General features: G+C 60.6%; 27 protein-coding genes and 1 riboswitch. Of the genes, 20 read left to right on the plus strand and 7 right to left on the minus strand.

The features are described 5' to 3' along the window. Nucleotides 1-2: 2 nt before the first annotated feature. Nucleotides 3-653 carry a phosphoribosylglycinamide formyltransferase gene (gene purN, locus JH25_RS04970; RefSeq protein WP_032880020.1) on the minus strand — a complete coding sequence of 217 codons (651 nt, stop codon included), beginning with the start codon at nucleotides 651-653 and terminating at the stop codon, nucleotides 3-5. After that, entirely contained in the window at nucleotides 653-1,711 is a 1,059-nt protein-coding gene (gene purM / locus JH25_RS04965; protein ID WP_005790182.1) for a phosphoribosylformylglycinamidine cyclo-ligase, read from the minus strand. The genes purN and purM overlap by 1 nt, the downstream gene beginning before the upstream one ends. A gap of 355 nt (nucleotides 1,712-2,066) precedes the next feature. On the opposite strand from purM, the gene JH25_RS04960 reads away from it, so the two are divergent. The 5 genes from JH25_RS04960 (at nucleotide 2,067) to JH25_RS04940 (ending at nucleotide 6,667) form a co-directional block, all read left to right on the plus strand. Further along, nucleotides 2,067-3,107 carry a DUF2066 domain-containing protein gene (locus JH25_RS04960; protein ID WP_032880022.1) on the plus strand — a complete coding sequence of 347 codons (1,041 nt, stop codon included), beginning with the start codon at nucleotides 2,067-2,069 and terminating at the stop codon, nucleotides 3,105-3,107. Nucleotides 3,108-3,162: 55 nt separating this feature from the next. After that, nucleotides 3,163-4,236, plus strand: coding sequence for an AI-2E family transporter (locus JH25_RS04955; protein WP_032880024.1), 1,074 nt, complete (start codon nucleotides 3,163-3,165; stop codon nucleotides 4,234-4,236). Between the two features lie 203 nt (nucleotides 4,237-4,439). Continuing rightward, nucleotides 4,440-5,144 carry a DnaA regulatory inactivator Hda gene (hda, locus tag JH25_RS04950; protein WP_027603798.1) on the plus strand — a complete coding sequence of 235 codons (705 nt, stop codon included), beginning with the start codon at nucleotides 4,440-4,442 and terminating at the stop codon, nucleotides 5,142-5,144. A 209-nt stretch (nucleotides 5,145-5,353) separates the two neighbouring features. Then, the gene (locus JH25_RS04945; RefSeq protein ID WP_005790175.1) at nucleotides 5,354-5,983 is read left to right on the plus strand and encodes a C40 family peptidase; all 630 of its coding nucleotides are present in this window, start codon (nucleotides 5,354-5,356) and stop codon (nucleotides 5,981-5,983) included. A 144-nt stretch (nucleotides 5,984-6,127) separates the two neighbouring features. After that, nucleotides 6,128-6,667: a C40 family peptidase gene (locus JH25_RS04940; protein WP_005790173.1), complete on the plus strand. Its 540-nt coding sequence runs from the start codon at nucleotides 6,128-6,130 to the stop codon at nucleotides 6,665-6,667. Between the two features lie 131 nt (nucleotides 6,668-6,798). Here JH25_RS04940 and JH25_RS04935 read toward each other — a convergent pair whose 3' ends face one another. Then, nucleotides 6,799-8,112, minus strand: coding sequence for a PQQ-dependent sugar dehydrogenase (locus JH25_RS04935; RefSeq protein WP_032880026.1), 1,314 nt, complete (start codon nucleotides 8,110-8,112; stop codon nucleotides 6,799-6,801). Nucleotides 8,113-8,211: 99 nt separating this feature from the next. Continuing rightward, nucleotides 8,212-8,457, plus strand: a riboswitch (cobalamin riboswitch). Nucleotides 8,458-8,536: 79 nt separating this feature from the next. Between JH25_RS04935 and cobO the strand changes: the two genes are divergently transcribed. The 13 genes from cobO to JH25_RS04870 all read left to right on the plus strand — a co-directional run bounded on the left by cobO (nucleotide 8,537) and on the right by JH25_RS04870 (nucleotide 19,968). Further along, complete coding sequence (gene cobO / locus JH25_RS04930) at nucleotides 8,537-9,148, plus strand: cob(I)yrinic acid a,c-diamide adenosyltransferase (protein ID WP_005790169.1); 612 nt, start codon at nucleotides 8,537-8,539, stop codon at nucleotides 9,146-9,148. Continuing rightward, nucleotides 9,145-10,536 carry a cobyrinate a,c-diamide synthase gene (locus JH25_RS04925; protein ID WP_032880028.1) on the plus strand — a complete coding sequence of 464 codons (1,392 nt, stop codon included), beginning with the start codon at nucleotides 9,145-9,147 and terminating at the stop codon, nucleotides 10,534-10,536. The genes cobO and JH25_RS04925 overlap by 4 nt, the downstream gene beginning before the upstream one ends. Continuing rightward, nucleotides 10,533-11,183: a 5,6-dimethylbenzimidazole synthase gene (gene bluB / locus JH25_RS04920; protein WP_032880030.1), complete on the plus strand. Its 651-nt coding sequence runs from the start codon at nucleotides 10,533-10,535 to the stop codon at nucleotides 11,181-11,183. The genes JH25_RS04925 and bluB overlap by 4 nt, the downstream gene beginning before the upstream one ends. Then, on the plus strand, nucleotides 11,180-12,088 hold the full coding sequence (gene cbiB / locus JH25_RS04915) for an adenosylcobinamide-phosphate synthase CbiB (protein WP_032880032.1): 909 nt from the start codon (nucleotides 11,180-11,182) through the stop codon (nucleotides 12,086-12,088). The genes bluB and cbiB overlap by 4 nt, the downstream gene beginning before the upstream one ends. After that, nucleotides 12,081-13,070: a threonine-phosphate decarboxylase CobD gene (gene cobD / locus JH25_RS04910; RefSeq protein WP_032880034.1), complete on the plus strand. Its 990-nt coding sequence runs from the start codon at nucleotides 12,081-12,083 to the stop codon at nucleotides 13,068-13,070. The genes cbiB and cobD overlap by 8 nt, the downstream gene beginning before the upstream one ends. After that, nucleotides 13,067-14,518 carry a cobyric acid synthase gene (locus JH25_RS04905; RefSeq protein ID WP_032880035.1) on the plus strand — a complete coding sequence of 484 codons (1,452 nt, stop codon included), beginning with the start codon at nucleotides 13,067-13,069 and terminating at the stop codon, nucleotides 14,516-14,518. Before cobD ends, JH25_RS04905 begins: the two co-directional genes overlap by 4 nt. Nucleotides 14,519-14,679: 161 nt before the next feature. Then, nucleotides 14,680-15,201, plus strand: a complete 522-nt coding sequence (gene cobU / locus JH25_RS04900) for a bifunctional adenosylcobinamide kinase/adenosylcobinamide-phosphate guanylyltransferase (protein WP_032880036.1) — start codon at nucleotides 14,680-14,682, stop codon at nucleotides 15,199-15,201. Continuing rightward, complete coding sequence (gene cobT / locus JH25_RS04895; protein ID WP_032880037.1) at nucleotides 15,198-16,253, plus strand: nicotinate-nucleotide--dimethylbenzimidazole phosphoribosyltransferase; 1,056 nt, start codon at nucleotides 15,198-15,200, stop codon at nucleotides 16,251-16,253. The genes cobU and cobT overlap by 4 nt, the downstream gene beginning before the upstream one ends. Next, on the plus strand, nucleotides 16,250-16,825 hold the full coding sequence (cobC, locus tag JH25_RS04890) for an alpha-ribazole phosphatase family protein (protein ID WP_032880038.1): 576 nt from the start codon (nucleotides 16,250-16,252) through the stop codon (nucleotides 16,823-16,825). The genes cobT and cobC overlap by 4 nt, the downstream gene beginning before the upstream one ends. A 2-nt stretch (nucleotides 16,826-16,827) precedes the next feature. After that, a complete protein-coding gene (locus tag JH25_RS04885; protein ID WP_032880039.1) occupies nucleotides 16,828-17,556 on the plus strand; it encodes an adenosylcobinamide-GDP ribazoletransferase in 729 nt (242 codons plus the stop codon). Nucleotides 17,557-17,598: 42 nt separating this feature from the next. After that, entirely contained in the window at nucleotides 17,599-18,003 is a 405-nt protein-coding gene (locus JH25_RS04880) for a MarR family winged helix-turn-helix transcriptional regulator (protein WP_005790150.1), read from the plus strand. Nucleotides 18,004-18,066: 63 nt separating this feature from the next. Continuing rightward, a complete protein-coding gene (locus tag JH25_RS04875; protein ID WP_164365808.1) occupies nucleotides 18,067-19,266 on the plus strand; it encodes an MFS transporter in 1,200 nt (399 codons plus the stop codon). 150 nt (nucleotides 19,267-19,416) lie between these two features. Beyond that, entirely contained in the window at nucleotides 19,417-19,968 is a 552-nt protein-coding gene (locus JH25_RS04870; protein ID WP_005790144.1) for a glutathione peroxidase, read from the plus strand. Nucleotides 19,969-20,033: 65 nt separating this feature from the next. Here JH25_RS04870 and JH25_RS04865 read toward each other — a convergent pair whose 3' ends face one another. The 4 genes from JH25_RS04865 to JH25_RS04850 all read right to left on the minus strand — a co-directional run bounded on the left by JH25_RS04865 (nucleotide 20,034) and on the right by JH25_RS04850 (nucleotide 23,188). Beyond that, entirely contained in the window at nucleotides 20,034-21,311 is a 1,278-nt protein-coding gene (locus JH25_RS04865; protein WP_032880041.1) for an OmpP1/FadL family transporter, read from the minus strand. 146 nt (nucleotides 21,312-21,457) lie between these two features. Then, entirely contained in the window at nucleotides 21,458-21,940 is a 483-nt protein-coding gene (locus tag JH25_RS04860; RefSeq protein ID WP_032880042.1) for a hypothetical protein, read from the minus strand. 275 nt (nucleotides 21,941-22,215) lie between these two features. Continuing rightward, a complete protein-coding gene (locus JH25_RS04855; RefSeq protein WP_005790139.1) occupies nucleotides 22,216-22,440 on the minus strand; it encodes a hypothetical protein in 225 nt (74 codons plus the stop codon). A gap of 442 nt (nucleotides 22,441-22,882) precedes the next feature. Then, a complete protein-coding gene (locus JH25_RS04850; RefSeq protein ID WP_032880043.1) occupies nucleotides 22,883-23,188 on the minus strand; it encodes a hypothetical protein in 306 nt (101 codons plus the stop codon). 456 nt (nucleotides 23,189-23,644) lie between these two features. Between JH25_RS04850 and JH25_RS0127350 the strand changes: the two genes are divergently transcribed. Beyond that, entirely contained in the window at nucleotides 23,645-23,968 is a 324-nt protein-coding gene (locus JH25_RS0127350) for a hypothetical protein (RefSeq protein ID WP_032880044.1), read from the plus strand. 175 nt (nucleotides 23,969-24,143) lie between these two features. After that, on the plus strand, nucleotides 24,144-25,508 hold the full coding sequence (gene rmuC, locus JH25_RS04845; protein ID WP_177327436.1) for a DNA recombination protein RmuC: 1,365 nt from the start codon (nucleotides 24,144-24,146) through the stop codon (nucleotides 25,506-25,508). Nucleotides 25,509-25,559 lie beyond the last annotated feature (51 nt).

Genomic DNA, 25,559 nt, shown 5'->3' on the forward strand with positions numbered 1-25,559 from the left:
TCCTAGGTTCGAATCAAGTGGCCGCTGGCCGCGAGTAACTGACCGTCCAATAATGCACCCTGGTCACCAAGAATCAACCGTCCCTCGGCAAACCAGCGAACAGCCAGCGGGTAAATCCTGTGTTCCTGGGTATGAACCCGTTGCGCAAGCGTCTGCGCCGAGTCGCCTGACTCTACCGGAACCACTGCCTGTACGACCAGAGGCCCGCCATCGAGTTCCTCGGTGACAAAGTGCACGCTGCAGCCATGCTCGCTGTCGCCGGCGTCGAGGGCGCGCTGATGGGTGTGCATGCCTTTGTACTTGGGCAGCAGGGAAGGGTGGATATTGAGCAGGCGCCCTTCGTAGTGCCGCACGAAATCAGCACTGAGGATGCGCATGAAGCCGGCAAGCACGACGAGCTTGGGTTTGAAGGCGTCGATCAGTTCGACCAGGGCGCGGTCGAAGGCCTCGCGGCCGTCGAACGCCTTGTGATCCAGCGAGCGGGTGTCGATACCCGCGTCCCTGGCGCGTTGCAGGCCGTAGGCGTCGCTGCGGTTGGAAATCACCGCAGCGATGCGCACCGGGCTGTCGCCGCTGCGCGTGCTATCGATCAGGGCCTGCAAGTTACTGCCGGTGCCGGAGAGCAGCACCACGACATCACAGGTTGCAGGCATCAGTGCGCCTTAAGGTTCTTCAGTTCAACCTGGGCTGCGCCTTCTGGAGCAGTGGCGATCTGGCCGATGACCCAAGGTTGCTCGCCGGCTTCACGCAATACGTTCAGCGCGGTTTCAACGTGCTCTTGCGCCACGCAGATGACCATGCCCACACCGCAGTTCAGCACGCGGTGCATCTCGGTTTCGTTGACGTTGCCTTTCTCTTGCAGCCAATCGAAGACTGCCGGGCGCTGCCAACTGGCCACGTCGACAATCGCCTGGGCGCCTTTTGGCAGGACGCGCGGGATGTTGTCCAGCAGACCGCCGCCGGTGATGTGGGCCATGGCCTTGACGGCGCCGGTGTCCTTGATCAGCTTGAGCAGTGGCTTGACGTAAATGCGGGTCGGGGCCATCAGCAGGTCGGTCAGAGGCTTGCCGTCGAGCTGGATGTTCTCGATGTCGGCGCCGGACACTTCGATGATCTTGCGGATCAGCGAGTAACCGTTGGAGTGCGGGCCGGACGATGGCAGGGCGAGCAGGGCGTCGCCAGCAGCCACTTTGGAGCCGTCGATGATCTCGGCTTTTTCCACGACGCCGACGCAGAAACCGGCCAGGTCGTAATCTTCGCCTTCGTACATGCCTGGCATTTCAGCGGTTTCGCCGCCGACCAGCGAGCACCCCGACAGTTCGCAGCCGGCGCCGATGCCGGTGACCACCTGGGTTGCGGTTTCGACATTGAGCTTGCCGGTGGCGTAGTAGTCGAGGAAGAACAACGGCTCGGCGCCGCACACCACCAGGTCGTTGACGCACATGGCAACCAGGTCGATGCCGATGCTGTCGTGCTTGTTCAGGTTCAGGGCCAGGCGCAGCTTGGTGCCTACGCCGTCGGTGCCGGACACCAGTACAGGCTGCTTGTAGCCGGCCGGGATTTCGCAGAGGGCGCCAAAACCGCCCAGGCCGCCCATGACTTCAGGGCGCGCAGTGCGCTTGGCGACGCTCTTGATGCGTTCGACCAATGCTTCACCGGCGTCGATGTCTACACCGGCGTCCTTGTAGCTCAGGGAGGGTTGCTTGCTCATGATCCAGGCCTTTAGGGGGGGATTCAGGGGTAACGACCGAGCGGGCGGGCGCTTTTTAAAAAGGCCGCTGCCGTTGACGGTCTGCGAAGGCGCGCGATTTTATCAGGCTTGAAGGGCAGCGGCCATCCTCGGGCCGACGGGCAGGGCCATATAGATTAAAAAAGCCGGTTAAAAAATGCTGATCGGCTCTGCCAAGCGGCGTATTAAGGTATAGCCTTGAACCCGCTATCGTTATGACAGTACAAAAACTTACCGAGGCCCTGTGAATGTTTTGCCGGGTGCTGTGGTCACAGCCTGGCTAAACCGATTCACGCGGTCTGTTCCAGCCGCTAAATTTGTCGTTCGGGAATCTTCCATGCGTCTGTGTAAATTCTTCTTTGTGGGCTGTTTGTCGTTGGTCAGCCTGGCGAGTCATGCCGAAACCCTCAATGGCCTCTATCAAGTGCTCGAACCGGTCAGCAGCCAGTCGCCCCAGGAGCGTGACCAGGCCACCCAGCGCGCCGTGCAGACTCTGGTGATTCGCCTCACCGGCGACGCCAAGGCCGCCGATGGCCCGGGCCTGGCGGCAATCCGCAAGGACCCGCAACAAATCATCACCCAATATGGCTACGACGCGGGCCCGCCCGAGAGCCTGCAAGTGGACTTCGACCCGGTCAGCACCGACCGCGCCTTGCGTGATGCCGGCCTGTCGATCTGGGGCAGTAATCGGCCGTCGATTCTCGGTTGGTGGCTGAACGATTCCACCGAAGGCAGCAGCCTGGTCGGCGATGGCCAGGCGGTTGCCCAGACACTGCGCCGCGCCGCGCAACACCGTGGCTTGCCGTTGCGCCTGCCGCTGGGCGACCTGGATGAGCAAGTGGTTGCCACTGCACCGAATCTGGAAAGCGCGGACGCTGCGCCCTTGCGTGCAGCCTCCGAGCGCTACGGAGCCGATGCGTTGCTGGCTGTGCATGCGCGTCAGGAAGGTAATCAGTGGCAGGCCAAATGGCGTCTGTGGCTGGGCGATAAGTCTGAGCAAGGCACCGTCCAAGGCGCTGATACTGCCGCACTGGCAGATGCTGTATTGCTGGAGGTCAGCCAAAAGCTGGCGCCGCGCTTTGCGGTCAAGCCTGGTGTGAGCAGCGAGCAGCTGCTGGAAGTGCAAGGCATGAACCTGGAGCGCTACGCCGTCCTGGGCCGGTTGCTGGAGCCCTTTGGCGGTCAGCCGCAGTTAGTGGATGGCAATCGCATTGTGTATCGCGTCAACGGCAGTGCCGAGCAGCTGCGTACCCAATTGAGCCTGGCCAAGTTGCAGGAAATTCCCGCAGGTGAAACCCCGGCCCAGCAACCTGTGGTCGATGGCACGCAACCGGCTGCTGTACCTGAGCCTCAGGCGCAACTGCGGTTTCGTTGGTAAATAGTGCTCCTTCTTCTATATAGAAGAAGGGCGTCGATAATAGATGGAGTGGTTTATGGCGGATACGCGTCGTTGGGTGTGGCTTGGCGGGATAGTCCTGCTGTGCGGTTTTGTGTTCTTGCTGCATTCGATCCTGACGCCGTTTCTGGTGGCGCTGTTGCTCGCCTATCTGTTCGATCCCGTGGTGGATCGCCTGGAAAAAGCCGGTATGTCGCGTACTTTTGGCGTGGTCACGGTGTTCGCACTGTTCACGCTGATTATCACGGCGCTGGTGTTGATACTGGTGCCGATGCTGGCCAAGCAGCTGTTTCGCCTCTACGAGCTGGCGCCGCAGATGCTCGACTGGTTGCAGCACACGGCAATGCCGTGGGCCCAGTCCAAGTTCGGGTTGGCGGATGGGTTCTGGAAGTTCGACAAGGTCAAGGCGGCCATCAGCGAGCATATGGACAAGACCACCGATATCGTCACGGTGGTGCTCAGCCAGGCAACCGCTTCGAGCCTGGCGCTGATCGGCTGGTTGACCAACCTGGTGCTGATCCCGGTGGTGGCGTTTTACCTGCTGCGTGATTGGGACATCATGATGGCCAAGATCCGCAGCCTGCTGCCCCGTGACCGTGAAGAACGCATCGTCTCCCTTGCTGCAGAATGCCATGAAGTACTGGGGGCATTCGTTCGCGGTCAGTTGCTGGTGATGCTGGCGCTGGGGGTGATCTACGCAGCTGGCTTGATGGCCATCGGCCTGGAGCTGGGGCTGTTGATCGGCTTGATCGCAGGCCTGGCAGCCATCGTGCCGTATATGGGCTTTGTGATTGGTATCGGTGCGGCGCTGGTGGCCGGTCTGTTCCAGTTTGGCGGCGACCTCTACCCAATGCTGGGGATTGTCGCGGTGTTCATGGTCGGCCAGGCATTGGAAGGCATGGTACTTACGCCGTTGCTGGTAGGCGATCGGATTGGCCTGCACCCGGTGGCGGTGATCTTTGCGATCCTGGCGGGTGGCGAGTTGTTCGGGTTTACCGGCATTCTGCTGGCGCTGCCGGTGGCGGCGGTGATCATGGTGCTGGTGCGTCATGTTCACGACTTGTACAAGGATTCGGACGTGTATACGGGCGTTGATGAGCCCGAGTTGTAATCGCAATGTCACAAACCCGGCCAAGGCCGGGTTTGTTGTTTCTGGCGGTGGTGCGTCAAACAATCCGCGTAAAACCGCCAAGTTAACGCAAACCTTTGATTTTGCTTGTGGTCTGCTGCATTGTGCACCCGGCGTCACGGGTATAAACTTTGCAAACTTTACACAGAGGCCACTAACGGTTCGATGGGAGCCGTTCAGTCAGCATGAAACCGATTCAGCTGCCCCTAGGTGTGCGTCTGCGTGATGACGCTACCTTTATCAATTACTACCCAGGCGCCAATGCCGCTGCACTCGGCTATGTGGAGCGGCTTTGCGAAGCCGACGCCGGGTGGACTGAAAGCCTGATCTATCTGTGGGGCAAGCATGGCGTGGGGCGTACCCACCTGTTGCAGGCCGCGTGCCTGCGTTTCGAACAGATGGGCGAGCCGGCAGTGTATTTGCCCCTGGCCGAGTTGATGGACCGCGGCATCGGCATCTTCGACAACCTTGAGCAATACGAACTGGTGTGCCTGGACGACTTGCAGGCGGTGGCCGGCAAGGCGGATTGGGAAGAAGCGCTGTTTCACCTGTTCAACCGCCTGCGCGACAGCGGTCGTCGTTTGCTGATCGCCGCTTCCACATCGCCTCGTGAGCTGCCGGTGAAGCTGGCCGACCTCAAGTCGCGCCTGACCCTGGCGCTGATCTTCCAGATGCGCCCGTTGTCCGATGAGGACAAGTTGCGTGCCCTGCAGCTGCGTGCTTCCCGACGTGGCCTGCACCTGACCGACGAAGTCGGGCACTTTATCCTGACTCGTGGCACCCGCAGCATGAGCGCGCTGTTCGATTTGCTTGAGCAGCTTGACCAGGCTTCGTTGCAGGCGCAAAGAAAATTGACGATTCCTTTTCTGAAAGAAACGCTGGGTTGGTAAGGCGTTGATTTGCCACTAATCGGCATTTTACGGGCGCCAGAAAACCTGCGTTTGAGCCCAGCGGGCCACGCAAGTGCAGTGATAAATGGAATTACGGCTTAGATGGCATAGTCCAAACAATAAGTCACATAGATCACGATTGAATTTGCAAATCGATGTGATAGAGGGCATAGTCTCGGCTTCTTTACACATCAGCCACGGTCGTGCCCATGCTAAATCGCTTCGCACCCCTCGTGCCTCTCGCACTCGTTACCCTATTGTTTGGTTGCGCCTCCCACCCTCAACAGGTGGCAGAACAGCCCAAACCACAGGTTCAAAATCAGGCCAAGTTCGTTGCTGCACAGTCTGCTTCTGTTTATGAAGAAGAGATGGCAACCGAAAAAGAACTCGCCGAGTTTTCAGACAGCAAGCCTTACCAGCTGCCCCTTCTGGCCGACAGCATTCTTGAACGCGGCAAGTCCCTGATCGGTACTCGTTACCGTTTTGGCGGCACCTCTGAAGCCGGTTTCGATTGCAGCGGTTTCATCGGTTATCTGTTTCGTGAAGAAGCTGGCATGAACCTGCCTCGCTCCACCCGCGAAATGATCAACGTGGATGCACCGTTGGTCGCACGCAACAACCTCAAGCCGGGCGATCTGCTTTTCTTTAGTACCAGTGGTCGTGGTCGTGTCAGCCACGCCGGTATCTACCTGGGCGATAACCAGTTTATCCACTCCAGCAGCCGCCGCAGCGGTGGTGTTCGGGTCGATAACCTGGGCGACAGCTACTGGAGCAAAACCTTCATCGAAGCCAAGCGCGCACTCGCCATGGCCCCGACTACGGTTACCGCTAGTAAGTAAAGTTAAAGTGATACTTGAAGTTTGACGTGTAAGCGCTAGAATCCCTGGACATTGTTGTTATCCGTTCGCGCGAGCTTTGCTTGCGCGTTCTGGTTTTCAACGTTCGGCAGCGAAAGCCGCATCCAGACCAGGATTGTTCTGCACATGTCGACCTCGGCCCGCCTGATGCTCATTGTTTGCGCCGCGCTGCTCAGCGCCTGCGCCAGCCGTCCACCGCCGCCCGCGCCTGTAGCGGTCAAGCCCAAGCCGGTATTCAACTACGCCACCCAGAATTTTTCGCCTGCTGCCGAAGACGTGCTCTTCCGTGCGCTGGGCCTGGTCGGCACGCCTTATCGCTGGGGCGGCAACACACCGGATTCGGGGTTTGATTGCAGTGGCCTGATCGGCTTTGTGTTCCGCGACGCCGCCGGCATTTCCCTGCCGCGCACCACCCGCGAACTGATCGTGATGCGTGGCCAGGACGTCAGCGAGCAGAACCTGCAAACCGGTGACTTGCTGTTCTTCGCCACAGGCGGTGGTTCACGGGTCAGCCATGCGGGAATCTATGTCGGGGAAGGGCGCTTTGTGCATGCGCCGCAAACCGGCGGTACGGTTAAGCTCGACACGCTATCCAAAGCGTATTGGCAGAATGCCTACCTGAGTGCCAAGCGGGTTTTACCGGGGAATCTGGCGCGCAACCCTTGAGTCGTACATAGATCCAGTGTGGGAGGGGGCTTGCCCCCGATAGTGGTGTAACAGTCGGCACATACTCAGCTGACAGACCGCAATCGGGGGCAAGCCCCCTCCCACATTATTTGCAATGCTCTTGAGATGGGTTACTTGGCTGCAGAAACCCGCCACACCTTATTGCCCACATCATCAGCCACCAGCAAATCACCCTGCTGATCAATCACCACGCCCACCGGCCGGCCCATGGCTTTCTCGTCGCTGTTGAGAAACCCCGTCAGCACATCCACCGGCTGTCCTTTCGGCTGGCCCTCTTCAAACGGCACAAAAATCACCTTGTAGCCACTATGCGGCTTGCGATTCCACGAACCATGCTGGCCGATAAACGCGCCGTTGCTGAATTGCGCAGGCAACTTGCTGCCCTCGGCGAAGGTCAGCCCCAGTGAAGCGGTGTGCGGGCCTACCGCGTAGTCTGGCGCGATGGCTTTGGCAACCAAGTCCAGGTTTTGCGGCGTGACGCGAACATCCACATGCTGGCCATAATAGCTGAAGGGCCAGCCATAGAAGCCGCCATCCTTAACCGAGGTGATGTAGTCCGGCACCAGGTCGCTGCCGATTTCATCGCGCTCATTGACCGCCGTCCACAGCTTGCCGCTCTGTGGTTCCCAGGCCATGCCATTGGGGTTACGCAGACCGGAGGCAAAAATGCGGTGTTGGCCGGTGGCGCGATCGACTTCCCAGATTGCAGCTCGGCCTTGCTCGACGTCCAGGCCGTTTTCGCCAACGTTGCTGTTGGAGCCGACGCTCACATACAACTTGCTGCCATCCTTGCTGGCCACCACGTTTTTCGTCCAGTGGTGGTTCAAGGGGCCACCTGGCAACTCCACGACTGTTGTGCCTGGGGATGTGATTGCGGTTTCACCTGGCTGATAAGGAAAACGCAGCAACTTGTCCGAGTCCGCCACGTACAGGTCGTTGCCCACCAGTGTCATGCCAAACGGCGAATTCAGATTTTGCAGAAATACCGTACGCGTTTCGGCCACGCCGTCATGATCGGCATCGCGCAACAACGTAATGCGGTTCGGGCTCGGCACACCGGCACCGGCGCGGCCCATGACTTTTTCCATCACCCAACCCCGCACGCCTTTGGTGTCGTCTGGCTTGGGTGGCGCATTGGTCTCGGCCACCAACACGTCGCCGTTGGGCAGTACGTAGAGCCAGCGTGGATGCTCCAGGCCCTCGGCGAATGCGGCCACTTGGGTGCCGGCGGCAGCCGTTGGCTTGGCGCCTTCAGGCCAACCGATCGCCGGGGCGATGTTGACGGTGGGAATCAGCGTCTTGTTCGGCTCCGGCAGTTTGGGCGAGGGCCCGGTGCCATCGGAGACTTGCAAGGTAGAGCTTTCGCCGCAGGCGGCGAGGCTGCCGGTGAGCATGATCAGTAAGGCCAGTCGGGTTTTAGGCATGGTTTTCTCCTTGATACCTGTAAGGGTAGAGAAGCACGCTGTACGGATGGTTCAAGTACAAGGCCAGCTTTAATTGACGCTCCACCCCCAACCCACTAACCTTCGCGGCTTGTTCCAGGTGCTCTGTGGCGTGCGCGTCGACAGGGTGAAACAGGGAAGCCGGTGAGCGAGCGCACTTGTACACAGTGCTGCCGCGATTCCGGCGCTGCCCCCGCAACGGTAAATGAGTCAAGACGGTGCTGTTTGCCACTGTATCGCCCGCGATATGGGAAGGCGCGCCCTCGGCTGCTTCGACAAGACGCGCCACTCATGAGTCCGGAGACCGGCCTTGAACATTCAACAGCATCACGGTGGGCGATGCTTGGCTGTCTGTTTTTTCTTTTTCCTGCCCGCCGTTTTTGTCCAGCCCCAACGGAGAGCTGCCATGACCGATTCCCCCGACCGCGACGAACGCCACCTGGCGCGCATGTTGCGCAAAAAAGCCGTGATCGACGAGCGCATCGCCAATTCGCCGAATGAGTGCGGCTTGTTGCTGGTATTGACCGGCAACGGCAAAGGCAAGAGCAGTTCGGCCTTCGGCATGTTGGCCCGCGCCATGGGCCACGGCATGCAGTGCGGTGTGGTGCAGTTCATCAAGGGCCGCAACAGCACAGGCGAAGAGCTGTTCTTCCGGCGCTTCCCCGAGCAAGTTCGCTTCCACGTCATGGGCGAAGGCTTCACCTGGGAAACCCAGGATCGTCAACGCGATATCGCCGCCGCCGAAGCAGCTTGGGCGGTGTCGCGGGCAATGCTCAATGACCCTTCCATTGGCCTGGTGGTGCTGGATGAACTGAACATCGCTCTCAAGCACGGCTACCTCGACCTGGACCAGGTACTAAGCGACCTGCAAGCCCGCCCGCCGATGCAGCATGTGGTGGTCACTGGCCGTGGTGCCAAGCCTGAATTGATCGAAATGGGCGACACCGTCACCGAAATGGGCATGCTCAAGCACGCGTTCCAGGCCGGTATCAAGGCACAGAAGGGCGTTGAACTTTGAATCAGCCCCGCCAATGCCCAGCCGTCTTGATCGCCGCTCCGGCGTCCGGCCAAGGCAAAACCACGGTCACCGCTGCGCTGGCCCGTTTGCATCGCAACCTGGGGCGCAAGGTGCGCGTGTTCAAATGCGGGCCGGACTTTCTCGACCCGATGATCCACGAGCGCGCCAGCGGTGCGCCGGTGTATCAATTGGACATGTGGATGGTGGGCGAGCAGGAAAGTCGTCGTCTGCTGTGGGAAGCGGCGGGGGAGGCCGACCTGATCCTGATCGAAGGCGTGATGGGGCTGTTCGACGGTACCCCCTCCAGCGCCGACCTGGCGCGGCACTTCGGCGTGCCAGTGCTGGGGGTGATCGACGGGACTGCCATGGCCCAGACCTTTGGTGCCCTGGCCCTGGGCCTGGCGCGCTATCAGCCCGACCTGCCGTTCGCCGGCGTGCTGGCCAACCGTGTCGGCACCCTGCGCCATGCCCAGTTGCTCGAAGGCAGCCTCACGGAGGGCTTGCGTTGGTACGGCGCGTTATCCCGCGAGACCGGTATCGAACTGCCGAGCCGCCACCTGGGCCTGGTGCAAGCCAGCGAACTCAATGACCTCGATGTACGCCTGGATGCTGCCGCCCAGGCATTGGGCAGCAGCTGCGAAGTGGCCCTGCCGCCCCCCGTGACCTTTGCCGCGCCCGAAGTGATCAAGGCCGAACCGTTACTTGCCGGTGTGCGTATCGCCGTCGCCCGTGACGAAGCCTTTGCCTTTACCTATGGCGCCAGCCTGGATTTGCTGCGGGCCATGGGCGCAGAGCTGACATTCTTCTCACCTATTCATGATCGCCAACTGCCGCAGGCAGACAGCCTTTACCTGCCAGGCGGGTACCCGGAGCTGCACCACCAGGCGCTGTCGGCAAACACCTCGATGCTGGAGGCCATCCGTGCTCATCACGCCGCCGGCAAGCCACTGCTCGCCGAATGTGGCGGCATGCTCTATCTGCTCGATTCGCTGACGGATGTAGAGGGCGCCCGAGCCGAACTGCTTGGCGTGCTGCCAGGCGATGCGGTGATGCAAAAGAAACTCGCGGCACTGGCCCTGCAAAGTGTCGAATTGCCGGAAGGCACGTTGCGCGGGCACACTTATCACCACTCCTTGACCAGCACCGCATTGGCGCCGATCTCCCGTGGCCTGAGCCCTAACGGCGGGCGCGGGGCTGAAGCGGTTTACCGACAAGGGCGGCTGACCGCTTCCTACGTGCACTTTTATTTTCCGTCGAATCCTGGCGCGGTGGCCGCGTTGTTCGCGCCAGACCTTGAGACCGCTATCGCAGGCAAGCCAGCTCCCACAGTTGACCGAGTTGAAACCCAATCCAATGTGGGAGGGGGCTTGCCCCCGATGAGGCCATGACTGACAACGCCTTCCCCGAGGCCGACCGCCAGGCCGTTTACCGCGCCATCGCCGAACGCCGCGACATGCGCCACTTCACCGGCGGCAGCGTCGCCCCGGAACTGTTGCACCGCCTGCTCCAGGCCGCGCACCAGGCACCCAGTGTAGGCCTGATGCAACCGTGGCGTTTTATCCGCATCAGCGACCGCTCATTGCGCAGGCAGATTCAACAGTTGGTGGAAGAAGAGCGCGCGCGCACCGCGCAGGCCCTGGGCGAGCGCTCCGATGACTTCATGAAGCTCAAGGTCGAAGGCATCAGCGACTGCGCCGAGGTGCTGGTGGCTGCACTGATGGATGATCGCGAGCGCCACATCTTCGGGCGCCGCACCTTGCCGGAAATGGACATGGCGTCTCTATCTTGCGCAATCCAGAACCTGTGGCTGGCGGCGCGCGTGGAAGGCCTGGGCATGGGCTGGGTGTCGCTGTTCGAACCCCTGGCGTTGGCCGAACTGCTGGGCTTGCCAGCCGGCGCGAAACCCCTGGCCATACTGTGCCTGGGGCCGGTGGCTGAGTTCTACCCGGCACCGATGTTGCAGCTCGAAGGCTGGACCGAGCCGCGGCCGCTGAGTGACATGCTGTATGAAAACAAGTGGGGAGTGAGTCAATGAGTGTGGCCTTGCTGTGTGTCGCTGCGGTGGCGCTGGATGCGCTGCTGGGTGAACCCAGGCGCTGGCATCCGCTGGTGGCGTTCGGCAACTTCGCCGGGCGCATCGAGCAGCGTTTCAATAGCGGTGGGCGTGGCTGGCGCAGCCATGGCGTGACCGCGTGGTTTATCGCAGTAGTGCCCCTGACCTTGCTGGCCACCGCGTTATCGTGGGCGCCATATATCGGCTGGCTCCTGGAAATCCTGGCGTTGTACTGCGCCTTGGGCATGCGCAGCCTGGGCGAGCATGTGACGCCGGTGGCCCAGGCCCTGCGCAGCGATGATCTGGATGAGGCACGCAAACGCGTGAGTTACCTGGTCAGTCGCCAGACCAGCGAACTGGACCGCACCGAAGTTGCGCGCGCCGCAACCGAGTCGGTGCTGGAGAACGGCAGCGATGCGGTATTCGCCGCGTTGTTCTGGTTTGTGGTGGCAGGCGTGCCAGGCGTGGTGCTTTATCGCCTGAGCAACACCCTCGACGCCATGTGGGGCTATCGCAACGAGCGCTTTGAGCGTTTTGGCTGGGCGGCTGCAAAGATCGACGATGTGCTCAACTACATTCCTGCGCGGCTGGTGGCCTTGACCTACGCGCTATTGGGCAAAACCCGCCTGTCTCTCAAATGCTGGCGCACCCAGGGCCCGACGTGGGACAGCCCTAACGCCGGTCCGGTGATGGCTGCCGGTGCCGGTGCGTTGGGCGTCGAACTCGGTGGCGCAGCGATTTATCACGGCGAGGTGCATCAGCGCCCGCAGTTGGGCGAAGGCCCGCCGGCCGATGCCGACTCCATTGATCGTGGCTGGCACCTGGTGCAGCGCGGCGTATGGTTGTGGCTGCTGGTCTTGTGCGTAGGGGCGCAAATCTATGCTTGAACACGGTGGTCGGCTGCGAAAGGCCGCGATTGAATACGGGATTGCCGAAGCGGATTGGCTTGATCTCTCCAGTGGCCTGGCGCCCTGGCCGTGGCCGATTCCCGAGATCCCGCTGCGTGCCTGGGCCCGCTTGCCGGAAACCGATGACGGCCTGGAGAAGGCCGCCTGCGAGTATTACGGCGCCGCCCAGTTGTTACCGGTGCCGGGCTCCCAGGCCGCGATCCAGTTACTGCCGCGCCTGCGCCGCTCCGGCAAGGTCGGCGTGCTTTCGCCTTGCTATGCCGAGCACGCCGAAGCCTGGCGCCGCGCCGGTTATGTGGTGCGTGAAGTGCAGGAGCAGGAGGTCGACTTCTTTCTCGACAGCCTCGATGTGCTGGTGGTGGTCAACCCCAACAACCCCACGGGCCTGAGCCTGCCCCCGCAACGCTTGCTGGACTGGCACGCGCGGCTGGTCCAGCGCGGGGGCTGGCTGGTGGTGGACGAAGCGTTCATGGACGTGACCCCCGATTCAAGCCTGGCGAGCCATGCCGATCAGGTCGGTCTGATCGTACTGCGCTCGTTCGGCAAGTTTTTCGGCCTGGCGGGTGTACGCCTGGGCTTTGTGCTGGCCGAACGCAAGTTGCTCAAGTTGCTGGCCGAACAGGTCGGGCCCTGGGCAGTCAGCGGGCCGACGCGGGTATTGGGCCAAGTGTGCCTGCGCGATACGGATGGGCACACCCGCCAGCGCAATCGATGCATCGAAGCGGGCCAGCGCTTGTTCGAACTGCTTGAGCGCAGAGGCTTTCAACCTCACGGCGGCTGCGCATTGTTCCAGTGGTTGATCACGCCTCATGCCGAGCGCCTGCACGAATTCATGGCCCAGCGCGGCATCCTGCTGCGCCTGTTTGTGCACGACAGCAGCGTACGTTTCGGCTTGCCCGACACCGAAGCCGACTGGTTGCGGCTGGGCGAGGCTTTGGCCGCATACAAGGAAGCCACATGAGTACACTGATGGTGCAGGGCACAACCTCCGACGCCGGCAAGAGTACCCTGGTGACCGCGCTATGCCGTTGGCTGGTGCGCCAGGGTGTTGCGGTGGTGCCGTTCAAGCCGCAGAACATGGCGCTCAACAGCGCGGTGACGGCCGAAGGCGGCGAGATCGGCCGCGCCCAGGCAGTGCAGGCCCAAGCTGCCAACCTGGCACCCCACACCGATATGAACCCGGTGCTGCTCAAGCCCAACAGCGACACCGGCTCGCAAGTGATCATCCACGGTCGCGCCGTGACCAGCATGAACGCCGTGGCCTATCACGACTACAAAGCCATTGCGATGCAGGCGGTGTTGGCTTCCCACGCACGTTTGAGTCAAGCCTATCCGGTGGTGATGGTCGAAGGTGCGGGCTCCCCGGCCGAGATCAACTTGCGCGCCAATGACATCGCCAACATGGGTTTCGCCGAAGCGGTGGATTGCCCGGTGCTGTTGATCGCCGATATCAATCGCGGCGGCGTGTTTGCTCATCTGGTCGGTACCCTGGAATTGCTGTCGCCCAGCGAGCAGGCACGGGTCAAGGGCTTCATCATCAACCGTTTTCGCGGTGATATCGCGCTGTTGCAGCCTGGCCTGGATTGGCTGGAGGCGCGCACCGGCAAGCCGGTTGTAGGCGTGTTGCCCTACGTGATGGACCTGCACCTGGAGGCGGAAGACGGCATCGACCAGCGCCAGATCGACAAGGCCGCCCACGTGCTCAAGGTGGTGGTGCCGGTGTTGCCGCGTATCAGCAATCACACTGACTTTGACCCGCTGCGCCTGCATCCTCAGGTGGATTTGCAGTTTGTCGGGCCGGGCCAGGCGATGCCTGCGGCTGACCTGGTCATCCTGCCTGGCTCCAAAAGCGTATGCAGCGATCTGGCCTTCTTGCGCGCCAATGGCTGGGATGCGGCCGTGGCGCGGCATCTGCGTTATGGCGGCAAGGTGCTGGGGATTTGCGGCGGTTTGCAGATGCTGGGTGAGCAGGTGCATGACCCGCTTGGGCTGGAGGGTGTGGCCGGGTCCAGTGCCGGCCTCGGGCTGCTGGCGTTTACCACAACGCTGGAGGAGCACAAGCAGCTGCGCAATGTGCGCGGACGCTTGGTGCTCGAAGATGCTGAAGTGAGTGGGTATGAGATTCACGCGGGTGTGACATCAGGCGATGCCCTGCTCAGCGCTGCGGTGCTGCTGGACGATGGTCGCAGCGATGGCGCGCTGAGTGCTGATGGGCAGATTCTCGGCACCTACCTGCACGGGCTGTTCGAAACACCGGCGGCGTGCAGTGCCTTGCTGCGGTGGGCCGGATTGCAGGAGGTGCAAGAGGTGGATTATCACGGGTTGCGCGAGCGTGATATCGAGCGGTTGGCGGACTTGGTGGAGAACCACCTGGATACGGATTTATTGCGTCGATTGTGCGGGATTTGACGGCATGTATAGGACGCAAATGTGGGAGGGGGCTTGCTCCCGATAAGTGCTTCACAGTCACTGAGGTATCGACTGATACACCTTAATCGGGAGCAAGCCCCCTCCCACGATGGATGGTATCAATCGCAATTTTTTCGGCTGGCTGGAAAAGGTATTTGCTCATGTATCAATTAATCCTCGGCGGTGCCCGTTCGGGCAAGAGTCGCCTGGCTGAAAAGCTCGCCTGCGACAGCGCTTTGCCGGTCACTTATATCGCCACCAGCCAACCGCTGGATGGTGAAATGAATCAGCGGGTGGCGCTGCATCGCGAACGTCGCCCGGATCATTGGGGGCTGATTGAAGAACCCATCGAGCTGGCGCATGTGCTGCGTGAAAACGCCGCTACCGACCGCTGCCTGTTGGTGGACTGCCTGACGTTATGGCTGACCAATCTGCTGATGCTCGACGATAGCGATCGTCTGGTGTTCGAGCGCGATCAACTGCTGCAAACCCTGGCCTCGCTGCCGGGTGAAATCATTTTTGTCAGCAACGAGACCGGTCTGGGTGTCGTGCCGCTGGGCGAATTGACTCGCCGCTATGTGGATGAAGCCGGTTGGCTGCATCAAGCCTTGGCCGAGCGGTGTCAGCGTGTGGTGTTGACGGTTGCCGGCCTGCCCCTGACTTTGAAAGGTACTGCGTTATGACGGACTCCTGGTGGCTCAACCCCTGCAAGGCCATTGATACTGCGGCCCATGAACAGGCGCTGGCGCGTCAGCAACAATTGACCAAGCCCGCCGGTTCCCTCGGCCAGCTGGAAGCGCTGGCGGTGCAGCTGGCGGGTTTGCAGGGCCAGGTCAAGCCGTCGGTGGAGCAACTGTGGATCGCGATTTTTGCCGGTGATCACGGTGTGGTCGCCGAAGGCGTGTCGGCATTTCCTCAGGAAGTGACCGGGCAGATGTTGCATAACTTCGTCACCGGTGGTGCGGCGATCAGCGTGTTGGCGCGGCAACTGGATGCGCAGCTGGAAGTGATTGATCTTGGCACGGTGACGCCCTCGCTGAACTTGCCCGGCGTGCGTCATGTGAATATCGGCGCGGGCACGGCCAACTTCGTCGATGGCCCGGCGATGACCCAGGCTCAAGGGCTGTTGGCATTGCAAGCCGGCCGAGACAGCGCGCACCGCGCTCTGGAACGCGGTGCGCAGGTGTTTATCGGCGGCGAGATGGGTATCGGCAATACCACCGCGGCCAGCGCGTTGGCCTGTGCATTGCTGGATTGCCAGGTGAGCGACCTGACTGGCCCGGGCACAGGTTTGAATGCAGCGGGCGTCAGCCACAAGGTCGCGGTCATCGAGCGCGCTTTGGCGCTGCATGCCGGGCAACGGGGTGATGCGTTGCAAACGCTGTTCAATCTCGGCGGTTTTGAAATTGCCGCGTTGGTTGGCGCTTACCTGGCCTGTGCGCAGGCAGGTATCGTGGTGCTGGTGGATGGGTTTATCTGCAGCGTTGCCGCGCTGGTGGCGGTGCGCTTGAACCCGGCGTGCCGCGAATGGCTGGTGTTCGGGCATCGCGGTGCCGAGCCGGGCCATCGCCATGTGTTGCACAGCCTGGATGCCGAACCGCTACTGGAACTGGGCTTGCGCCTGGGCGAAGGCAGCGGCGCGGCGCTGGCGGTGCCGTTGTTGCGTTTGGCCTGTGCGTTGCACGGGCAGATGGCAACCTTCGCCGAAGCGGCCGTGGCAGATCGCCCCGCATGACCTTGCACCTGGACCTGCTGCGCCACGGCGAAACCGAGCTGGGCGGCGGCCTGCGCGGCAGCCTGGACGATGCCTTGACCGCCAAGGGCTGGGCGCAGATGCGAGCCTCGGTGGTGGGCCAGGGGCCATGGGATCGGTTGATCGGCTCACCGTTGCAACGCTGCGCCTTGTTTGCCCAGGAGCTGGGAGCACAGCTCGGCCTGCCGGTCAGCCTTGAGCCGGCTTTGCAAGAACTCCACTTCGGTGCCTGGGAAGGCCAGAGCGCCGCGGCGCTGATGGAGACCGATGCCGAAGGGCTGGGTTTGTTCTGGGCCGATCCCTACGCGTTCACGCCGCCCCAAGGCGAGCCTGTCAGTGCATTTTCCGAGCGGGTGCTCGGCGCGGTGTCACGCCTGCATCAGGCTTACGCCGGCCAGCGTGTACTGTTAGTCAGCCATGGCGGCGTGATGCGCCTGCTGCTGGCCCGGGCGCGTGGGATGCCGCGCGAGCAACTGCTGAACGTCGAGGTCGGCCACGGCGCGCTTTTCAGCCTGCAGGTCGGTGCCGACGGCGTACTGAAAGAAGGATCGTGACGATGTTGCCGTTCTGGATCGCCCTGCAATTTCTCAGCTGCCTGCCGATCCGCTTGCCGGGTATGCCGCAGCCTCAGGAGCTAGGCCGTTCGTTACTGTTTTATCCGCTGGTGGGACTGCTGTTCGGTCTATTGCTGTGGGGGTTGAACCTGGTATTGATGGGCGCGCCCTTGCTGCTGCACGCCGCGCTGTTGCTGACGGCCTGGGTGCTGCTCAGCGGTGGCCTGCACCTGGATGGCCTGGCGGACAGCGCCGATGCCTGGTTGGGTGGCTTTGGTGATCGCGAACGCACCCTCAGCATCATGAAAGATCCGCGCAGCGGGCCGATTGCGGTGGTTACCCTGGGCTTGGTGCTATTGCTCAAGTTCAGCGCGTTGGTGGCCTTGATCGAGCAGCATAATGGCGCCGCCCTGATCCTGGCACCGTTGATCGGACGGGCTTCGATGCTGGCGCTGTTTCTTACCACGCGCTATGTGCGGGCAGGAGGGTTGGGCCAGGCCTTGTCGGACTACTTACCGCGGATTGTCGGCCAGCAGGTGCTGATCCTCAGCGGATTGACCTGCATCCTGATCGGTGGTTTCAACGGCGGTATTGCGGTGTTGCTGGCGGCGCTGTGCTTTATGGGGCTGCGTCACTTGATGATCAGGCGCCTTGGCGGTACCACGGGCGACACGGCAGGCGCGCTATTGGAACTACTGGAAGCCGCTGTCCTGGTCGGGTTGGCGCTGTAACGCTTTCTTGCAATTCCTTAACTCCGGGTATATACACGCTCTATGCTTGCTTCCCAATGTTTATGCACCAACCTGCGACGCGCCGCTCGTGGCGTCAGCAGGCATTACGACGGCGCTCTCGACGGCTTCGGGATCAATGTCGCCCAGTATTCTTTGCTGTGTAACCTGCAGCGCCTTGACCAGCCGAGCATTTCCAGCCTGGCCGAAGCCATGGGCCTGGATCGCAGCACCCTGGGGCGCAACCTGCGTGTTCTGGAGGGCGAGGGGTTGGTGCAATTGGTCGAGGGCGATGACCTGCGAAACCGCCTTGTGCTGTTGACTGAAAGTGGCCAGCAGCGATTGGCCGCCGCGTTGCCGGCATGGGAAGCGGCGCAACAGAAACTGATTGATAAGCTCGGCGCTGAAAAGCGCGAAACCTTGTTGGCCTTGCTGGATGAACTCGCCTGAACGGCGGTTTGCTCGACTACAAGCGGGTATATACCCGCGAGCGGAGAATAAAAAATGACCTCGATGTGGCGCACCAGCGGTTGGATCCTTGTGGGGAGTGCGCTGATCCTGGCGTTGTCCTTGGGCGTACGGCATGGCTTCGGCCTGTTTCTGGCGCCGATGAGCAGCGAATTCGGCTGGGGGCGTGAGACCTTCGCCTTCGCCATTGCCTTGCAGAACTTGATCTGGGGCCTGGCGCAGCCGTTTACCGGCGCCTTGGCCGACCGTTTCGGCGCAACCAGAGCGGTGTTTGTCGGCGGCGTGTTGTACGCCGTGGGCCTGGTGCTGATGGGGATGTCCGACTCCGCGTGGTCATTGTCCCTGAGTGCAGGCTTGCTGATTGGCATCGGCCTGTCCGGTACCTCGTTTTCAGTGATTCTCGGTGTGGTCGGTCGCGCCGTACCGCCGGAAAAACGCAGCATGGCCATGGGCATTGCCAGCGCCGCCGGGTCCTTCGGCCAGTTCGCCATGGTGCCCGGCACCCTCGGCTTGATCGGTTGGCTGGGCTGGTCCGCAGCGTTGCTGGCGTTGGGCTTGATGGTGGCGTTGATCCTGCCGCTGGTTGCCATGCTCAAGGACCGGCCGTTGCCGGTCACGGTCGGTCAGCAAACCCTGCGCGAAGCGTTGAAGGAAGCCTGCTCTCACTCCGGGTTCTGGCTGCTGTCTTTCGGTTTTTTTGTGTGCGGGTTCCAGGTTGTGTTTATCGGTGTGCACTTGCCGGCGTACCTGGTCGACCAACATCTGCCGGCCACGGTGGGCACCACGGTGCTGGCCCTGATCGGTCTGTTCAATGTGTTCGGCACCTATACCGCTGGCTGGCTGGGCGGGCGCATGTCCAAGCCGCGCTTGCTGACTGGCCTGTACCTGCTGCGGGCGGTGGTGATTGTGTTGTTCCTGTGGGCGCCAGTCACTGAAGTGACGGCCTATCTGTTTGGCATGGCGATGGGGTTTCTGTGGTTGTCCACCGTGCCGCTGACCAACGGCACCGTCGCGACGTTGTTTGGCGTACGCAACCTTTCGATGCTCGGCGGGATTGTGTTCCTGTTCCATCAACTCGGTTCGTTCCTCGGCGGTTGGCTGGGCGGGGTAGTCTATGATCGAACCGGCAACTACGATTTGATCTGGCAGGTGGCGATTCTGCTCAGCCTGCTCGCCGCGGCCTTGAACTGGCCGGTGCGTGAGCGGCCAGTGGCGCGTGTACAGGCGCAGATGGAGGCGGCATGAGGGTAGCGGTGCGCTTGATGGTGATGGCGGCAGGGTTGCTTCTGTTGCTACTGGCCTGGTGGGGTTGGCAGCAAGGTGGCCTGGCGTTGATGCAACTGGGCATGGCGATCTGTTAAGTTCAATGCCTGAACTGACTCAAGGACTTTGATCATGTTGATGCGCTGGCTCGCTGTACCCGTCCTCATGGCTGTTGGCAGCGTGGCCATGGCCGCCAGCTGCCCGTCGCTGCTTACGGGCCAATTGCCCAAACTGCGGGCCAAGGAATCCATTGACCTGTGCCAGCAATTCGCTGGCAAACCCTTGGTGATCGTCAATACGGCGAGCTTCTGCGGCTTTGCCCCGCAGTTCAAGGGCCTGGAAGGCTTATATCAACGCTATAAGGGCGAAGGCCTGGAAGTAATTGGCGTGCCGTCCGATGACTTCAAGCAGGAAGCCAAGACCGGGGAGGAGACCGCCAAGGTCTGCTACGTGAATTATGGCGTGACCTTCACCATGACCGAGCCGCAGAAGGTCAAGGGGCCGGATGCGGTGCATCTGTTCAAGGTCCTTGCCGAGCAGGCCGACGCGGCGCCGAAGTGGAACTTCTACAAGTACGTGGTTGACCGCCAGGGCAATGTTGTCGCCAGCTTTTCCAGCCTGACCAAGCCGGACAGCCCGGAGTTGATCAAGGCGGTCGAGCAGGCGATAGCATCCAAACCTTGATAACCAGTCACTGAAAAGCCCCGCCTCCTTCACAGGAGAGCGGGGCTTTTTTATACGGTCGCGGTTTAGAACTTGTAGGTCATGCCCAGGCCGAAACCGTTGGCACTGTTTTCATACTTGGCGTTGTAGCTGGCCAATTGGTTGGAGCGCGAAACCTTGACGTCTTCTTCCTTCAGGTAGGAGTAGGCCAGGTCGATGGTCATGTTCGGCATGACCTCGTAGCCCAGGCCCAGGCTGAAGATCGTGCGGTCGCCGGTCGGGATGCGTGGCGAACGATCCGTGTTGTTGGTAGGCGACTGGTCGAAAGTCAGGCCGGTACGCAACACCACTTGCTTGGTGAGCTGATACGAAGTACCCACGGCATAGGCCCAGGTATCGTGCCAGTTCTGGTCTTCCTTGATAGTGCCTACCAAGGCAGGGGCGAGCGCGCCGCCTGTTGCGCCGGACACGCCGTCGTTCTTGACGGTGATGTCTTTCAAGCGGCTCCAGCGTGTCCAGGTTGCACCTGCATAGAGTTTCCAGGCGTCGGTCAGGTCTTGGGTCACCGACAGGTCGTAGGACTCAGGCGTATCGATCTTCAGCGACGCATCGTAGCGATTGCTGCGCAGGGCGGCAGCGGTCGCGGCTGGTGCGGTGACTTCGGTGTGGCCGTCCAGCTTGTAGCTGACCTTGGAGTGATAGGTCAGGCCGACGCGGGTGGTATCGGTGGCTTGTACCAGCACGCCGATGTTGAAGCCCAGCGCGGTGTCGTCACCCTTGATCTTGATGTTGGTGTCTGGCGCGCGAGCGTTCAGCGTCAGGTCTGATTCCAGGGTGCCGGCGATGCGGTTGATGGTCGGGCCAAAACCAACGGAAACACGGTCGTTGAAGGCGTAGCTGACCGTTGGCTGGAAGGTGATGACTTTCACTTCACTCTTGCTGCCAAAGCCACGGCCCTGGAAGCCGCTTTCGTAGTCGGTTACCAGGCCGAACGGTGCATAGACACCGAAGCCGACAGCCCACTGATCGTTGAGTTTATTGGTGTAGAAACCGAAAGGGACGGCGGTGAATGGCACCATGTCGCCTTTGTTGCTGCCGCGGGAGCGGCCGCTGACGTCGCTGATATCAGTAGAAGCATCAATGGCTGCAACGCCGCCGGTGATCTGTTGACCTTCCAGGCGTGCCATACCGGCAGGGTTACCGAACACAGTGCTTGCATCATCGGCAGAAGAAGATCGACCTGCAAAACCAGTACCCATCCCGCTGACGCTCTGTTCGTTCAGGGCAAAGCCGCTGGCGAATAGTTGGGAGGATGCCATGGCAACGGCGAGGCTAAGTGTGGTCTTGAGCATTACTTTTTTCATTATTAGAACTCCGAGGTGATCACCGCAGCGGAAAGTAACAATAAATTTGCGATCGCGCTATAGGGTGTAATGCAGGAGATAGAGCGGTTTTGTAGGACAATCCGACCAGATTCGCTGTTTTTTGCCGAATCTTGCAATTTGCCCGGTCAGCAGATCACCTGTTTTATGGTTGGGACGCAGCTTTGCCAGGCTTGGGTAAAATCCCGCAGCCGCCCTTGAGGGTGAAATATTTCTTTCCAGATGCGTGCCATGGCCAGTACGTCGCCTGGGGCGGGGAGTGCCGGGCGATGTTGTTCTACCAGCAGCCAGGCGATTGCCGTGGCGTAACGCAGGTTTACCGTCAGCTCCAGCTGGGGCGCACTCAGGAATGCGTGTTGACTGGCAAGCCCGCGCACCAGGCTTGCGCGTTCCGGGTCCAGCGCCAGGTATTCGTCCCAGAGGGCACGGTGGCGGGGTTCAGTGATGCTATAGAGGCCATGGCCGCGCCGATCATGCAGGGCCGACCCCAGTTCCGACTGGCTGGCGGCGATCCCCAGTAACAAGGACTCTGCTGTTGGGTTATGGCAGCCGAGGTAGGTCAAGGTCGGCCTGATCACATAACGACACAATTCGCTGGCGGCAATACCCATACAAGCCTCAGTCCATAAATGGGGTTGACGAGCCTGAGAAGGAGGGCTTGGCAGCGGTGAATCGGATCTCAGGCCCGTCGCAAGCGGACGATGCCGCTTGAGTTGAAGTGTAGTGTCATATTCATGATGTAAAGGACTGTTTTTAAAACATCTTATCTATTCAGTTATAACGTTTATATCTATCGGTGCTTAGTAAATACAGGCCCGTGCCAAATTTCAGGCAATAAAAAACCCTGTTTTTCAGACAGGGTTTTTGTTTTCAGCGACTCGGTCGATCAGGCAGTCAGTGCCTGACGGGTACGCTCGATCACGGCCTGCAGCGGTTCTGCGCTGGAGTATTGATCGGGGTACAGGCGTTCGCTGTGACGAGCGATACCGTGTTCATTGACCAGGGTGAAGCTGAAGCAGCCTTTGCGAGCGGCCATGATCAGGCAGTTCATTGGGGCAAAAGCGTTAGTGAGGGTGCGAATGGCATCCTGAGTGTGGATTTGAGCGTTCATATTATTGGTGTTCCTACAAATGACACGGATAAGAACCGTGCAACGTTAAAACGTTCCAGTAACGCTGATCACCATTGATCAAACGAAGAACCTGACTGGAACAAAGCAGCCAGTTTGAAGCGCTGATAATTTAGGCGCGCTTGGGCTGGCAGGTAGGTACTTAGGAGGGCAGGCAACACAACAGGGGCAAAGGTTCTGGGCCCGGGGTGAAGATCCTGATCAATTTGCAGGTTGGTTCGGTCAGAGTATGTAAACTTCGCGACACCCTTTGCTTGTTCAAAGGCAGTGTCGTCGCAAGCGATACCTGGAAACCATCGAGGTGGTCGATCCCGTGTGGTTCAGGGGACTTGTTCGACCAGAATTGACTTTCAGCTTGGTACTAACGCCGCGGATAGTAACGGAATGAAGCAGGGAAGGGAAGGGGGTTGGCAAAAAACTTTAATCAGCCGCCGAGCAGTCCACGATAGACCAATACGGTCACAGACGCAGCCAGGGCGCAGCCCAGTGCGTAAGCGGCGAGCGTCAGGCGCAAGGACTGGCCGGTCTCGATCAGTTTCATGACCTCGTGAAGATCATTGATCCGGCCGTCACTCAGTTCGATGCACAGGCTCGCGGCGGTAAAGGCGGCCGAGAGCAAAATCGCGATAGCGAACAACGCGCCGTCCGGAGAGGGTAGCGCTGCATTGATTCCCAACGATGTCGCGCAGATGGCCAACAGCAGCATGGCGAAAAGCAGAATTCCTTTCATCGGCCCTACAGAGTTGCGTTGACGGTGGCGCAGTGTGGCGAGCCGGGACAGATTTGAAAAGCCCCCGGGTTTGTCCTGGCAGTAACATGTTTAACGCGTGTTGAATCAAAAAACGCCGGCGATATAACCCTTGAATAGTTACTTGTGCACATTGGTTGCGGCATGTGTAACCCTCCTGCCACTCACCGCGAAGGGCGCCCATTTGCCTGTAATCAAAATTTAAGTCAATGAAAAATCTGGCTTTTTTTATTGGTGAAAAAATCGTCAGTTTGACCGGGGGCCCCGTTCCATGGGCCTTTGCGCGAGTTCAAGGAGGGTTGTCCACTGAGTTATCCACAGCTTCTGTGGATTGTCCCAAGCGCTTGCTCTAGGACGGGCGTGCAGGTTTTTTTCAGCTTTACCTGTACGAAAAAAAGAGTAGAGTGGCGCGCCTTCCGTTCTGTCCCACAGTGCTTTATGAAGTTTCGCTCAGTATCACCTTCTGTTACCGACACTACTCAAACTGTTACCGCACCCAAGCGTTTTTCCTTGAAGGTCGCTCTGTGGCTGCTCGACAGCCCGCGTCTGGGCCAGAGTCGCAACGTCAAGCACTTCGCTGGGCGTTTGCTCAAGCAGCCTGCCCGGGAAGGCGTGGTGGCCGCACAGAGTCGTCTCGGCCAGCTGATGTGCCGCGAGTGCGGAAACGCACGTGACCGGCGCATTGGTCATGATCTATTACGCTCGGCCGCTCGCGCCGGCGATCGTCGCGCCCAGAGTGAACTGCGCCAGGTCGAAGACTGAGCTGTCTTCGGGCCCTGTGCTTGGTTACCCTTGATCTTTTTTGGTGATGGCAGAAATGGCTATGGTTTTTGACTGGACCAGTATTGCCTTGGGGCTCGTTGGCGCAGCCGTACCGTTACTGGCGCTGTGCTGGCAGATTCAGCGGCGCTTGAACGCGCGCAACACCGGGTGGGAACTGCTGGAAGAACGCCTGGCAAACGCGCAACTGGCCCAAGAGGGGCTCGCCGCCCAGCTGGATGCCAGTCGCGATGAAATCAGCGACCTGAGCCAGGCCAACGCCGCCAAACAAGCCGACCTGGCGGCACTGGGTCGCGAAGTCGAACTGTTGCAGATCGACCGCGATAACGCCCGCGATGCCGCCCATGCCTGGAACCTCGATCGCAGCGCCAAGGAAACCGAACTGCGCCGTCTCGACGCCTTGGCCGCATCCCTGAGCGCGGAATTGCGCGAGCAACAGGAGAGCCATCAGCAGCGCCTCACTGACCTGCAAGGCTCACGGGACGAGCTGCGTGCGCAGTTCGCCGAGCTTGCCGGTAAAATCTTCGACGAGCGTGAACAGCGCTTCGCCGAAACCAGCCAGGAACGCCTGGGCCAGTTGCTCGACCCGCTCAAGGAGCGCATCCAGTCCTTCGAGAAACGCGTTGAAGAAAGCTATCAAAACGAAGCCCGTGAGCGGTTCTCCCTGGCCAAGGAGCTTGAGCGCCTGCAGCAACTGAACCTGCGCCTGTCGGACGAAGCCACCAACCTGACCCGCGCCCTCAAGGGGCAGAAAACCCAGGGCAACTGGGGGGAACTGATTCTTGAGCGGGTGCTTGAACACGCAGGCCTGGAAAAAGGCCGCGAATACCAGACCCAGGTCAGCCTCAAGGGCCCGGATGGCGAGCGCTTCCAGCCGGACGTGCTGATCATGTTGCCGGGTGACAAGCAGGTGGTGGTCGACTCCAAGGTCAGCTTGACCGCCTATCAACAGTACGTCGCGGCGGATGACGAAGTGATTGGCCAGGCGGCGTTGAAGCAGCATGTGCTGTCTTTGCGCAATCACGTCAAGGGCTTGGCCGGCAAGGACTACAAGCGCCTGGAAGGTTTGCACAGCCTGGATTTCGTTCTGCTGTTCGTACCGATCGAGGCGGCTTTTTCCGCGGCCTTGCAGGCTGAACCGAATTTGTTCCAGGAAGCCTTCGATCGCCATATCGTGATTGTCAGCCCCACCACCTTGCTCGCCACCCTGCGGGTGATCGATAGCCTGTGGAAGCAGGAGCGTCAGAGCCAGAACGCCCGGGAAATCGCCGAGCGTGCCGGTTGGCTGTACGACAAGTTCGTGTTGTTTATCCAGGACCTGGACGAAGTGGGCAACCGGCTGCAGCAGTTGGACAAGGCTTACAGTGCGGCGCGCAACAAATTGACGGACGGGCGTGGGAATCTGGTCAGCCGTACCGAGCAGTTAAGGTTGCTCGGCGCCCGAGCCAGCAAGAGCCTTCCGGCGGATTTGCTGGAGCGAGCGATGACAGATTCGGATGGCGTGGCGCATCTCCCCGAATAGACTTGGGGCCAAATGTGGGAGTGGGCAAGCCCCTCCCACATTTTGACCACG

It is taken from the genome of Pseudomonas sp. BRG-100 (genome assembly GCF_000737955.1).
Classification (GTDB): domain Bacteria; phylum Pseudomonadota; class Gammaproteobacteria; order Pseudomonadales; family Pseudomonadaceae; genus Aquipseudomonas; species Aquipseudomonas synxantha_A.